This window comes from Flavobacterium glycines (genome assembly GCF_900100165.1).
GTDB lineage: Bacteria > Bacteroidota > Bacteroidia > Flavobacteriales > Flavobacteriaceae > Flavobacterium > Flavobacterium glycines.
This window is the reverse complement of record NZ_FNEO01000009.1, coordinates 100,804-112,884: the sequence shown is the minus strand read 5'-3', so window position 1 is coordinate 112,884 and position 12,081 is coordinate 100,804. Positions and strand designations below refer to the sequence as shown.

12 protein-coding genes are annotated in these 12,081 nt (G+C 34.2%); 6 read left to right on the top strand and 6 right to left on the bottom strand.

Annotated elements, in window-relative coordinates:
* On the top strand, positions 1 to 2,001 hold a 2,001-nt coding region (locus BLR17_RS15380; protein WP_139068329.1), incomplete at its 5' end, for a T9SS type A sorting domain-containing protein.
* A gap of 163 nt (positions 2,002 to 2,164) precedes the next feature.
* Complete coding sequence (locus tag BLR17_RS15375) at positions 2,165 to 2,575, top strand: OsmC family peroxiredoxin (protein WP_066325718.1); 411 nt, start codon at positions 2,165 to 2,167, stop codon at positions 2,573 to 2,575.
* Positions 2,576 to 2,655: 80 nt separating this feature from the next.
* Here BLR17_RS15375 and cysM read toward each other — a convergent pair whose 3' ends face one another.
* Complete coding sequence (cysM, locus tag BLR17_RS15370; RefSeq protein ID WP_066325720.1) at positions 2,656 to 3,543, bottom strand: cysteine synthase CysM; 888 nt, start codon at positions 3,541 to 3,543, stop codon at positions 2,656 to 2,658.
* A 2-nt stretch (positions 3,544 to 3,545) separates the two neighbouring features.
* Positions 3,546 to 4,337: a serine O-acetyltransferase EpsC gene (gene epsC, locus BLR17_RS15365; protein WP_066325722.1), complete on the bottom strand. Its 792-nt coding sequence runs from the start codon at positions 4,335 to 4,337 to the stop codon at positions 3,546 to 3,548.
* Positions 4,338 to 4,577: 240 nt separating this feature from the next.
* Here epsC and BLR17_RS15360 point away from each other — a divergent pair, with 240 nt between their 5' ends.
* Positions 4,578 to 4,760 (top strand): hypothetical protein, encoded by a 183-nt coding sequence (locus BLR17_RS15360; RefSeq protein ID WP_066325723.1) that lies wholly within the window; start codon positions 4,578 to 4,580, stop codon positions 4,758 to 4,760.
* A complete protein-coding gene (locus BLR17_RS15355; RefSeq protein ID WP_066325724.1) occupies positions 4,750 to 5,301 on the top strand; it encodes a Smr/MutS family protein in 552 nt (183 codons plus the stop codon). The genes BLR17_RS15360 and BLR17_RS15355 overlap by 11 nt, the downstream gene beginning before the upstream one ends.
* Before the next feature lie 82 nt (positions 5,302 to 5,383).
* Here BLR17_RS15355 and BLR17_RS15350 read toward each other — a convergent pair whose 3' ends face one another.
* Positions 5,384 to 6,352, bottom strand: a complete 969-nt coding sequence (locus tag BLR17_RS15350; RefSeq protein ID WP_066325725.1) for a hypothetical protein — start codon at positions 6,350 to 6,352, stop codon at positions 5,384 to 5,386.
* A gap of 82 nt (positions 6,353 to 6,434) precedes the next feature.
* Between BLR17_RS15350 and BLR17_RS15345 the strand changes: the two genes are divergently transcribed.
* Positions 6,435 to 7,559, top strand: a complete 1,125-nt coding sequence (locus BLR17_RS15345) for a cysteine desulfurase family protein (protein WP_066325726.1) — start codon at positions 6,435 to 6,437, stop codon at positions 7,557 to 7,559.
* A gap of 274 nt (positions 7,560 to 7,833) precedes the next feature.
* Positions 7,834 to 8,874: a methyltransferase gene (locus BLR17_RS15340; RefSeq protein WP_066325727.1), complete on the top strand. Its 1,041-nt coding sequence runs from the start codon at positions 7,834 to 7,836 to the stop codon at positions 8,872 to 8,874.
* Between the two features lie 668 nt (positions 8,875 to 9,542).
* Here the strand turns inward: BLR17_RS15340 and BLR17_RS15335 are convergent.
* The 3 genes from BLR17_RS15335 to BLR17_RS15325 all read right to left on the bottom strand — a co-directional run bounded on the left by BLR17_RS15335 (position 9,543) and on the right by BLR17_RS15325 (position 12,046).
* Positions 9,543 to 10,388, bottom strand: a complete 846-nt coding sequence (locus BLR17_RS15335; protein WP_217635912.1) for a nucleotidyl transferase AbiEii/AbiGii toxin family protein — start codon at positions 10,386 to 10,388, stop codon at positions 9,543 to 9,545.
* Between the two features lie 96 nt (positions 10,389 to 10,484).
* Positions 10,485 to 11,069, bottom strand: a complete 585-nt coding sequence (locus BLR17_RS15330) for a hypothetical protein (RefSeq protein ID WP_066325729.1) — start codon at positions 11,067 to 11,069, stop codon at positions 10,485 to 10,487.
* A 149-nt stretch (positions 11,070 to 11,218) separates the two neighbouring features.
* Positions 11,219 to 12,046 carry a hypothetical protein gene (locus BLR17_RS15325; RefSeq protein WP_066325731.1) on the bottom strand — a complete coding sequence of 276 codons (828 nt, stop codon included), beginning with the start codon at positions 12,044 to 12,046 and terminating at the stop codon, positions 11,219 to 11,221.
* Positions 12,047 to 12,081 lie beyond the last annotated feature (35 nt).

Below are 12,081 nucleotides of genomic sequence, written 5' to 3'. Positions count from 1 at the left end.
GCGCATACAGCAACGTATACTATTAGTGGAGTGAATGGAGAAAACGGAGTTACAGTTGGGACAATTGATGTAACAGCTACAACACATACCAATGCAGGAACATACACCGGAGATGCTTGGAGCTTCACCGGCGCATCGAATTATAATAATACCAGCGGAACAGTTAATGATGTAATTTCGAAAGCACCAACGACCGTTGCATTCACTTTTGGTAATCTTACTTACGATGGTAATCCTAAAGTTGCTATAGCCACAGCAACTGGTGCAGGCGGATTGAACCAAGATCTTACAGTTACTTATGTTGGAACAGGAGCAACTGTTTATGGTCCAAGTACAGAGGCTCCAAGTCTGGCGGGGACTTATAGTGCTTCAGCTAATTTTGTAGAAACTGCTAATTATTTAGCATCAAATAAAGTACAAGGTTTTACCATTCTTGCTGCATCTACAACAACTACATTAACTTTAAGTGCTCCATCTGTTCGATATATGGATAATGTTACATTGACAGCAATTATAAAACCAGCTAATACTGCTTCAGCATTGACAGGTAATGTGAACTTTGTAATAGGAACAACAAATTATGGTTCCGCTGCTGTTGTTCCAGTTCCAGGTGCTGTAGATGGTTCGGTACAGGCTATGATTGTTACACAAATGAAAGCATCTGAATTGCCAGGTACTTATACGGTAAAAGCAAGTTTTAATAGTTCAAATAGTAATTATTCAAATTCAGAAGATTCTAAAGCGTTAGTGGTAACACCAAGAAGTGCATCTTATTTAGGAACTGGTTTCTATACAGGGGATGAGTTTGTATGGACACCAAGTGAAACAAGTAGTACAGGTACAGTAGCCTTGGTTGCCACTATCAAAGATGCCAATACACCAGGGGGAGATGTAAGAGGTGCAAAAGTGACTTTCTATTATGTTACTAGTGGAGGTTATACTCCGATTCCTGGTGCAACTAATTTACCAGTGGGATTGGTAGATATAACTGATGGCTCAGTAGGAACAGCAAGTGCTATTGTTCAGTTAAATATTGGTAGTCAAAATTCAGCAAGCTATACTATCGCTGTAGGAATCTCCGGTGCTTACATTAACAAGAAAACGGATCCAACTTCTATAGCTTGTGTTACAGTTTCAAAACCTATACCAGGTGGGTATGTAGTTGCTGGAGGAAATTTACTTAATAGTGCCTCATCGGGTATTCTAAAAGGTGCAACAGGTGTTGAAACAGCCTTTAGTATGGATGTGAAATTTAATAATAAGATGACTAATCCTCAAGGGAAATCTTATGTGTCTTTTTGGAGTTATTATTTACCAAATGGTACACTGGATTCTCAATTGCATCATTATGAAATTTCAAGTAATGCAATAGCAGTATTTGCTGTTGGACAAACATCTGCTAAAAATGATGCTACATTTAGTAGTAAATCAAATCTAGTTGAAGTACTTGAAAATGGAACAACAGTGGGTCTTGAAAGTGGTATCACATTACAGCTTATTATGACAGATAATGGAAAAGGAACCACTGACTTATTTGGAATTACTTTGCAAAGTAAAAACGGAGGAGTTTGGTTTTCGAGTAATTGGAATGTGACAAAAACACAGCAGCAATTGTTAAATGGAGGTAATGTATATGTATCAACCTCTGGTTTAAGTCAAACGGCTAAAGTAGTTGCTTCTAAATCACAAAGTGTAACAGAAAATACTACCACTGCTAAAACTGTGTCAACAGATGAAATTACTTCTGAATCAGGATCAACTATATTCAACGTTATCGCTTATCCAAATCCAACGGTAAGTGTATTTACAATTGAAGTAGCGGGTAATAGTACTGAGAATATTCAGGTTTTAGTTTATGATTCAGCTGGAAGATTATTAAAAGTAATTGATAGAAAAGATGGTGAAATAATCCAGTTTGGAGAAGATTTACCAAGAGGAACTTATATTGCTAAAATAACTCAGGGAACAGAAAGTAAAACCGTTAATTTAATTAAGAAATAGTAATTTAAATTATATTATTAAAAGCCAACTCATTCATTTGGGTTGGCTTTTAATTTTTAATTGAATATGTATTTACGGAAATGATTTATGGCAGAAAAACATTAAATTAGAGTGGGTTAAAAAAAATGAAAGAGTAAAAAACAATAACTTTAAATATCAAGGTATGAAAAGAAACGCGACAGCAATCTGGAAAGGTTCTCTAAAAGAAGGAAAAGGAGTTTTGACAACTCAAAGTAAAACATTAGAAAATACTCAATATTCCTTTCATTCCCGTTTTGAGGAAGGAGTAGGTACAAATCCTGAAGAATTAGTTGCTGCGGCACATTCGGGCTGTTTTACAATGCAATTATCGGCTTATATTACCGAAGCCGGATTTGAAATTGAAAGTATCGAAACCAAATGTGTGATTAATTTATTGGAAGGGACAATTAAAGAATCTAACTTTACAGTAAATGCTAAAATAGAAGGGATTTCGGATGCAGCATTTCAGGAATTGGTAACGAAAGCAGAACAAAATTGCCCAATTTCGAAGTTGTTTAACACTACAATTACAACATCGGCTACTTTGGTTTAAAAAATGTTTTCTAAATCAAAAAAGGCTCGTCTCGTTAGAATTCAAACGAGATGAGCCTTTTTTATAAGTATAAATTAAATTTAATCAAATAAATCAGAAGACAGGTAACGATCTCCGCGGTCGCAAATAATAGCTACAATCACACCAGATTCAAGTTCTTCGGCAATTTTTACAGCTACGGCTACAGCACCACCGCTGCTCATTCCTGCAAAAATCCCTTCTTCTAAAGCCAGACGCTTTGTCATTTCACGGGCTTCTTTTTCACTTACGTCAACGGTTCTGTCTACTTTTGAAGGATTGAAAATTTTAGGCAAATATTCTTCCGGCCATTTTCTGATTCCCGGAATTTGAGAGCCTTCTGAAGGTTGTGCACCTATAATTTGAACGTTTGAATTTTGTTCTTTTAAATAAGTCGAAGTTCCAATGATGGTTCCGGTAGTTCCCATAGCTGAAACAAAATGCGTTACTGTACCTTCGGTATCTTTCCAGATTTCAGGACCTGTAGTATTATAATGCGCTTTCCAGTTGTCATTATTCGCAAATTGATTTAGCATAATATAACCGCCTTCGGCAACCTTTTTATCGGCATAATCTCTGGAACCTATGATTCCTTCACTGGCAGGAGTAAGAATCACAGTTGCTCCATAAGCACGCATGGTTTGTGTACGCTCTTTAGTAGAATCTTCTGGAAGAATTAATTCGATTTCGATTCCCAGTAATTGCGCAATCATCGCTAATGCAATTCCGGTGTTTCCACTGGTAGCTTCGATTAATTTGTCTCCTTTTTTAATGTCTCCGCGGTCTAATGCGCCTTTGATCATATAATAAGCAGCACGGTCTTTAACACTACCACCGGGATTATTTCCTTCTAGTTTTAAAAGTAGTTTTACGTTTTTATTTTTTACTAAATTGACTGTTTCTACAAGCGGAGTATTTCCTATTAAGTCAACTAATTTTTGAGGTTTCATATTTATTTAATTTCTTTTACTTTTATTTCAGTCGTTGTGGTGTTCATGACAATTGATTTTGCAGGAACCGACTTGGTTACCCAGGCATTTCCTCCTACAATGCTGTCTTTGCCTATAACGGTTTCGCCTCCAAGGATAGTTGCATTGGCATAAATACAAACATTTTTCTCAACAGTTGGATGCCTTTTGGCGTTTTTCATTTCTTTACTCACACTTAAAGCACCAAGTGTAACTCCCTGATAAATTTTAACGTGTTTCTCAATTACTGCCGTTTCACCTATCACAATACCGGTTGCGTGATCAATGAAAAATGGAGAATCAATTTGAGCACCAGCATGAATATCAGTTCCGGTGATACGGTGTGCATATTCGCTCATTAAACGAGAGAAAAGCAATAAATCCTGGGTATATAATTCGTGACTAATACGATAAATAGCAATCGCGTAAAAGCCGGGATAAGCTAAATAGACCTCTTCGATACTATTAGAAGCCGGGTCATTTTCTAAAATGTATTCGGCATCCTGATTTAGTTTTTTAAGTACCGTAGGTAGTTTTGCCACAAAATGTTCCCAGCCAGCTTCACATAAAGCATTTGGTTTTTTGCAAGCCAGAGCAGCAATCTCTTTGAATTGTTTTTCCAATTCGTCAATACTTTCGTCCAATGGCGCATTAGCATCAAATAAGGTGTAAAATATTTTTTCAGTAAATGCTTCTACTTTAGTTTTGATACCATAATTGATTGAAGTGTGGCTTTTTAGCTCCTCTATGTTTTTTATAATTAAATCCTTTGTCATGACTTTTGGATTGTGTTGTTGGTAGAGCGAATTCTACTTGAATTTTATTATTTAATTTAAAAACAAATATATTGAACTATTTTGAATAAAAAGGCAAGAACCGGGATGCATTCACAGGATAGTGTTGTTTTTTACAAAATGAATTCGAACAGTTTTAAAATGGATTTTCTGAATTTGAATTATTCTTTATTTAGACCACAATTTTAAATTTATTACTTTTGAAAGCTGATACTATTAAAAATGAAAAAATTAGTTTTTCCTCTCATGTTTATTGCTATTGTTGTTGCTTTTTATGAACAAACTGCGGCAGATAAAAATGTTTATGTAACTGTAATTGCAATGGCTGTTTTTATGTTTGGAATGATGCGTTTAAGTGCAAAAACGCCTAGTAAAAATCCAGAAAAAGAAGAAGATGTTGACTAAAGGAGATAAAGTTGCGGTATTGGATGAGGCTATCAACGGAGTAGTTTTGTCTGTTAAAGGTGAGGAAGTTACCATTGAAACCGATGAAGGTTTTGTGATGCAATTTTCGGTAAACGAGCTGGTTAAAACCGGAGGCGATGATAATTTAATGGATACTGTAAAAAGAATTAATACCGAAGAAATTAAAAAAGAAAAAGCAATCCCGAAACCCAGAAGTTTTGTTAAAGAAAAAAGGGAAAAAGGAAATGTTCCGGTTCCTGAATTTGATTTGCATATAGAGAAACTGGTTAAAAACAAACACGGAATGTCTAATTATGATATTCTGACTTTACAGGCTGAAACTGCCCAACGGCATATTGAATTTGCTATTAAAAATCGTATTCCAAAAATTGTTTTTATTCACGGTGTTGGGGAAGGTGTGTTGAAAGCAGAACTCGATTTCCTGTTAGGCCGTTATGATAATATTGATTTTCAAGAAGCCAATTATCAAAAATACGGACAAGGTGCGACGGAAGTTTATATTCGTCAGAGTAAAAAATAAATCGAATTACAATTTCAGATAAAAAAAGAAAGCTCGTTTGAATGTACAAACGAGCTTTCTTTTTTATAAATAATTATAGATTTTAATTTGATGTTGTAAACAATTCTCCTAAAGTATAACTGGTTCCGAGATTAAAGTTGGCAAGACCTTTTTGTAAAGAAACATTTTTCAGGACAATAGTATGTTTGTAAGTGTTAGGACCATTAGTAGTGGTCGTTACTTCTATAATTCCGCTTGTTCCACTTACTCCTGCAATACCGCTCCATTGCTCACTCAACGTAGGGGTAGTAGGAGTTGTACTTTGACAAAAATAATCGGATGTCAATAAGTTAGAAAACAAACGATAGATTAATATGTTTGTGCTGGTTCCTATTAATCCTGTTCGCGGAGTATTTAGAGGGGTAACTTCATTTAGAATTAGGTTGGGATCAATTTTCAAAATTAAAGCTTCACTGGTGTTAAAATTGTAAACATCATTGGACGAAGTACATTTTTCAAGTGTTTGATCAAAGTTAAAAGGCAGTGTAGTTGCAGAAGAAGAGTAATCCCCAAATTTAAAAGTTTCATAAACCTGAGTTCCGTTTGGCTTAGCAAAGGTTACATTTTTCAATACAATATTATGATTGTATCCGGTTATTTTTGTTGCATTAGTCGTTGTGTTTGTCTCTTTTTTTGCAGAAGTTACAATTTGAATGATACCACTGGTAGCATTCCATTGTTCTGTAATTACAGGAGTTGCCGGAGCTATAGTTTCACAGATATTATCGGTGGATACGGTTCCGTTATAAAAACGATATACCACTCTGTTCGTTGAAGTATTTATATCTAAATTAATTGTATCATTTTCAGCAGTAAGTTCTGTAGGGAAAATAGTTTTATCAATTTCCATAATCAGCGCTTCCTGATCTTTTAGTTTATAGATAAGATTGTTGGTGCTACAACTTTGCGTAGTTGTTACATCTTCGAAGCTAATATCTTCCTGAGTTAAGTTTCCATCGTCACAAGCATTAATAAATGCTAATAAAACCAAAAGGCTTAGGGCTTTTTTCATTGTAAAAATTTTGACAAAAATAGGCAAAAAATGACAAATGCGAATCGGCTTTTGATAATTGATATTTTATAACTTTGCAGGGATGAAAAAAATATACCTCGACAACGCCTCGACAACTGCTATCAGACCTGAAGTTATTCAAGTAATGACTAAAGTAATGACGGAAGATTATGGAAATCCATCATCTACACATAGTTTTGGTCGAAATGCAAAGAATATACTTGAACTTTCCAGAAAATCGATTGCTAAGCAGTTGAATGTTAATGCTCAGGAAATTGTTTTTACTTCAGGAGGGACGGAGGCAAATAATTGGATTTTACGCTCGGCAGTAAAGGATTTAGGAGTAAAAAGAATTATAAGTAGCAAAGTAGAACATCATGCGGTTTTGTTGGCTTTAACAGCCTTGCAAAAAGAATTTGGTATTGGGGTAGATTATGTGAATGTGTTACCAGATGGAAGTATCGATTTGACACATTTAGCTGATTTATTGTCTAAGGAAGGCAAAACTTTAGTGAGTTTGATGCATGTTAATAACGAAATAGGAACTGTTTTAGATTTGGAACGTGTAGGTTTAATTTGCAAGCAATATAAGGCTTTGTTTCATTCGGACACAGTGCAATCGATGGGAAAAATGCCATTGGATTTACAAAAGATTCCCGTAGATTTTGTTTTGGCCAGTGCGCATAAATTTCATGGACCTAAAGGCGTAGGTTTTGCTTTTGTTCGAAGAAATTCAGGTTTGCAACCTTTGTTTTACGGAGGCGAACAGGAAAAAGGCCTTCGAGCCGGAACCGAGGCAGTACACCAAATTGCTGGAATGGCAAAGGCTTTGGAACTTTCTTATTCACATTTAGATGAGGAAACAGAACAAATTTTTTCGTTAAAAAAATACCTGATTGAACAATTGGAAAATGCTTTTCCGGGTGTTGCTTTTAACGGAACAAAGGATTCTTTTTATACTATTTTGAATGTGTTGTTGCCTTTTTCGGAAGAGAAAACAGCCATGATTTTATTTCATTTAGATATGCGTGGCATTGCGGTTTCCCGTGGTAGTGCTTGCCAGAGTGGTAGTTTTAGACCTTCGCATGTGCTGGCCGAAATCCTTTCGGATGATTTGATAAGAAAGCCCAGCCTGCGTATTTCCATGAGTCATTATAATACCAAAGAAGATATTGATGGCCTGATTGAAGCCTTAAAAACAGTATAAAATAAAAAACGTCCTGATTGTTGTCTGGACGTTTTTTATTGTTGTCTGTAAAATATTTAAAGTCAGACTTAATTTAAGTTTAAATTTTATCCGAAAAATAAACTTAAACTTTGCTTAGTTGTTTGTAAATTAGTGTATTCCAAAAAATTATCTGCTCTGTCTATAAGTATATATAAAAGTTGTCTTTTTTTAAGCTAAGCTTCAGTAGCGTTTTTGGAAATATTGGGAAAGCCGAAAACCCTAAAGCGTAGGTAAAATTCAATCTTTTAAACAAATGGAAAATCATTCAGGTCAACCTTCTCCGGGAAGTATTATGCAAATTGGAACTGGATTTTGGGCGTCCAAAATTCTTTTGAGTGCTGTCAGATTCGAGTTGTTTACTTTACTCGCTGAACGAAAACAAATGACTGCTAATGAAATTAAATCCAAACTCCGTTTTAAATGTACTGACAGGCATGTGTTTGATTTTTTGGACGCCTTAACTACTTTTGGTTTTTTAAAAAGAGATGGTTTTTTGGAAACGGCCAGCTATTCGAATGCACCAGATACAGACCTTTTTTTAGATAAAAAGAAACCAACTTATATTGGGGGAATGCTTGAAATGCTAAATAATCGATTGTATGGATTTTGGGGAAATTTAGAATCGGGATTACTTACCGGACATCCTCAAAATGAAGCCAAACAAGGAGAAAATCTGTTTGAAAAGTTATATGAAGATGCAGATCGGCTGAAAGAGTTTATACATGCGATGAGTGGAATTCAGATGGGGAATTTTATAGCATTGGCACAGCAATTTGATTTTTCTAAAGCTAAAAGCTTAGTTGATATAGGTGGTTCAGCAGCACTTTTGTCGTTAATGATTGCCAAACATCATTCACATATAAGTTGTACAAGTTGGGATTTGCCTGCTGTAGCTCCTATTGCTAATGAAACCATTCAACAATTTCAACTTCAAGATCGTGTAAAAACAGCTGAAGGAGATTTTTTCAAAGATAGTTTTCCTCAAGCTGATATTATAACGATGGGTAATATTTTACACGATTGGGATGAAGAAATTAAAATGATGTTGATTCAAAAAGCATACGATGCATTACCAGAAGGAGGTATTTTTATTGCTATTGAAGGAGTTATAGATGAGGATAGAAATAAAAATGCTTTTGGTTTGATGATGAGTCTTAATATGTTGATAGAAACAGGCACCGGATTCGATTATACATTTGCAGATTTTGATAAATGGACAAAAGCAATTGGTTTCAAAAAAACAGAAATAATACCTCTTACAGGACCTAGTAGTGCTGTTATTGCTTATAAATAAAATATTGAACTCGATTTCAAAGAGTTTCTTTTTTAAATTTTAAAAAGTTTGCCCTTAATCCATATATTACAAAAGCTTCACCAAAAAGAGTGTATTCGTTATGATATGGCTATTGTTAAGTTAACAAATCTTTGTACAATTTAGGAATCACAAATCATTCTTCTACTTTTTCTGAGATTTCTAAGTGTTTTTGTGAATTAGAATTTAACCCCTTATTTTATAAGGGGTTTTTAGTGGAGTCGAAGGGATTACAATCGAACACCTTATACCTATTTTAATGTTCTTGGATAACTTAGATAAATAGTTTGTGAAGCCTTATGTTTATTGAGGATTTTAAAGTTCTTTATGTTGTTTTTGTCTCTCTTTTTTAATGGTAATTACGAGTTTTTTATATTTAATTTTAATTATAGAATTTTTTTAAATGCAAATTGTTTCATTAAAAATGCCTTGAGGTGTTCGACTGTCGAACACCTTAATTTTTGTCTGCAATTGTTTCTAAGTTGTTATGATATCTAAAGAATAGTTTTAGAGAAAGAGAGAATTGTACTCTTTCTCTAACGCGTTAATATATAAGAATTATATATTTTTTTCATGTTTTAAGGCCTCGCTTTTGCCCCTCAATTCAGAGTTGCAAATTTTGAAATTCTACAGAACGAAATAAATGAATTTTACAATTTTTCAACCCATTTGCCGATTTCAGCAAGTAGTTCGTTAAAGTCAGGTTGACCTTTGTAATACAGTTTAGCTGTTTTTTTATAGCGTTCTATAAAGTGTTCTCTAAGCTCCGGATTATTCAATAAAAAAGCGTCATTATTAGCAATAGGTATTTCGTAGTCTTTGGGTGGAAACCGAGTTTCTTTGTGTTTTTGATATTCTACTGTCCCTATGAATGCTTTAACTATGTCGTTTTTTAAAAGGCTGTAGACATCATAGTACTGACGCATTAAATTTTGCCGTTCTTCTTTGTCTTCCTGTTCCTGTCTAAATTTGGTTGCAATAGTCTGTAATTTTTCAACAAAAGTGTAGCCAATGTGATAGCAGGCAATATCTACAGCCCGATTGTCGATTATATCGACGCCTTGTTGAACAGCTTTGTCATACGCCCAGGATGATATTGTTAGTGGATTATTTGGTGTCACTGTATCAAATCCAACTTCCAATAAAATACCTTCTTTAACTCCATCAATGGCATCCGTTTTACTTTCATAATGTAACCGTATTCCACCACTACGATATTGTCTTTCGTCATCAAAAGCTTCGTCCCTTACTACTGATATAATGCCATCTATTTTTATATCGTTTGCCAAACCATCGTAAAAGTCTTTTCTTTTTTGAATATTTCCAGGATTTGTATTCTTTGGATTTTCATTGATTTCCATTTCGGCTGGTGGCTTGATATGGATGTCGATGTCTTCGGAAAAACGATGTATGATTCCATAACCCTTGGATAGAGATGTATCTCCTTTAAGCTCGAATTGAAAGCCTTGCTGTTTTAACCCATATAACACATGCATAATCCAATAGTCTTTTTCAACAAGCCTGGTTCAATATTTAATTCTGCTCCCACAATACGGATCAATTCACGGAAGTTTTTATGGTTGTGTAAGTAATCAGACATATTGTGCTGTTATAACAGGTTCCAACATTTTTTTTGTTTTAACACTGCCGTATTCTTGAAGTGCTTTTTTTAGTTTTTTAGCATCCATTGTTTTTGCTTTGGATCTCACTTTTGACATTATTTCTTTTGGGTCTTCAGCTAATTGGTCGAGATTGTTTAACAAGTCCACCAATAAAAACTCGGGTGTTACTTTGTTTGGGAAATGAGGTTTTACTCTAAATGAAAACGTCGTACCACCGAGGTTAAAATCTCCATGGCGTTTATGGTTGTAAACCGTTTTGCCATTGTATAACTGAGTAGTTCCTACACCCAATGCGTTATACGTATTTAAAGAAGTTACCAGAAAACGTTTGTCTTTAAGAAAAGAACGCACCAACACTTCTTCTTCGGGAGGTGTCTCTCCAAAGACTGTTACTTCAGGGTAATAGTATAAGCCTTGTGACAGCTTTTGTAAAGTCCCTTCCTGTACCAACTCTTCTAAGTGGCGATCAACGGACTTTGACCACTTGGACAAATCAGCCCTGCGGTATACTTTTCCTCGTTTTAAATGCTTTTTTAGTTCCTGTAACTTATTCATAAGTACAAAGTTAGTAAATAATATTAAATTGCATACATTTTTATTGAAAATTCATGCAAATAATTCTTGTCTAACTTTATTTTTCATAAATTGATTAAGTTGTAATACAAATTAGAAACCTTAAATTTTTCCGTACACGTTAGATGATACTATTTTTTAGATTTTTCAATCTGAGCCATTATATCCTCTAATTCTCCTAAATCAGCGGTTTGGAAAAGGTTAAGGGTTTCACGATTGAAACTCTCAAAGTTTTCAAAATCTCTTTCTCCTAATATATAATGCGTTTCAGGATTTCCTTCACTATCATGCTGCTGAATGATGAATCTTTCGACTTTTTCATTATAGAATTTTCGAATTAATATTGAATATACTGTAATTTTGTCCTTGTTTTCATAAGGAACTAATAAGTCATTATACGAATCTGCCGGAGTATATTTCAATTTTGTTGTTACTATTCCTTTACCATATTTGAACCTAACTTTTTTATTGTACTTTTTTTTGTCAGGAAACATGGTGTGTACAATTTTAGTGTCTTTATAAGTTATAAGATGGTATTTCTCTTGGAAACCCTCCTCGAAAAGATGAACTCCAGTATATTTATCAAAAAGATCTGGGCTATGATTTTTTGTAACGTTTTTATTTTCATGGCAAAAAATGGCATCAGCAATTTTTACATAATCAATTATTGGCATCATTTTAGGATGAAATTTGCTTGGGTTGTCAAGTTTGAATTTCATTTCATTGTTTTGAATCCAAAAATTTTGAAATGAAAAGTAACCGTGCCTGTCATTGAGATGATTAAAACCAGTATCTGTATTACCAATAACAAATACCAAATGCTTGTGTTTTGAAATGGTTTTGATTGTTTTTTCATTTGATTGCCCATCTATCACCACTACATTCCAATAATATTCAAAATTATCAGCTGCATTCTTTTGAATTTCGTCTAACTCTTCTTTTGAAAATAATTTTTCCATAATTACTGTTTACATTTAGAGTTTAGTTTTTATAA

Coding starts and splice junctions, on each gene's coding strand:
- BLR17_RS15375 (WP_066325718.1), top strand. CDS start 2,165: ATGAAAAGAAACGCGACAGCAATCTGGAAAGGTTCTCTAAAAGAAGGA.
- cysM (WP_066325720.1), bottom strand. CDS start 3,543: ATGAAACCTCAAAAATTAGTTGACTTAATAGGAAATACTCCGCTTGTA.
- epsC (WP_066325722.1), bottom strand. CDS start 4,337: ATGACAAAGGATTTAATTATAAAAAACATAGAGGAGCTAAAAAGCCAC.
- BLR17_RS15360 (WP_066325723.1), top strand. CDS start 4,578: ATGAAAAAATTAGTTTTTCCTCTCATGTTTATTGCTATTGTTGTTGCT.
- BLR17_RS15355 (WP_066325724.1), top strand. CDS start 4,750: ATGTTGACTAAAGGAGATAAAGTTGCGGTATTGGATGAGGCTATCAAC.
- BLR17_RS15350 (WP_066325725.1), bottom strand. CDS start 6,352: ATGAAAAAAGCCCTAAGCCTTTTGGTTTTATTAGCATTTATTAATGCT.
- BLR17_RS15345 (WP_066325726.1), top strand. CDS start 6,435: ATGAAAAAAATATACCTCGACAACGCCTCGACAACTGCTATCAGACCT.
- BLR17_RS15340 (WP_066325727.1), top strand. CDS start 7,834: ATGGAAAATCATTCAGGTCAACCTTCTCCGGGAAGTATTATGCAAATT.
- BLR17_RS15335 (WP_217635912.1), bottom strand. CDS start 10,388: ATGCATGTGTTATATGGGTTAAAACAGCAAGGCTTTCAATTCGAGCTT.
- BLR17_RS15330 (WP_066325729.1), bottom strand. CDS start 11,069: ATGAATAAGTTACAGGAACTAAAAAAGCATTTAAAACGAGGAAAAGTA.
- BLR17_RS15325 (WP_066325731.1), bottom strand. CDS start 12,046: ATGGAAAAATTATTTTCAAAAGAAGAGTTAGACGAAATTCAAAAGAAT.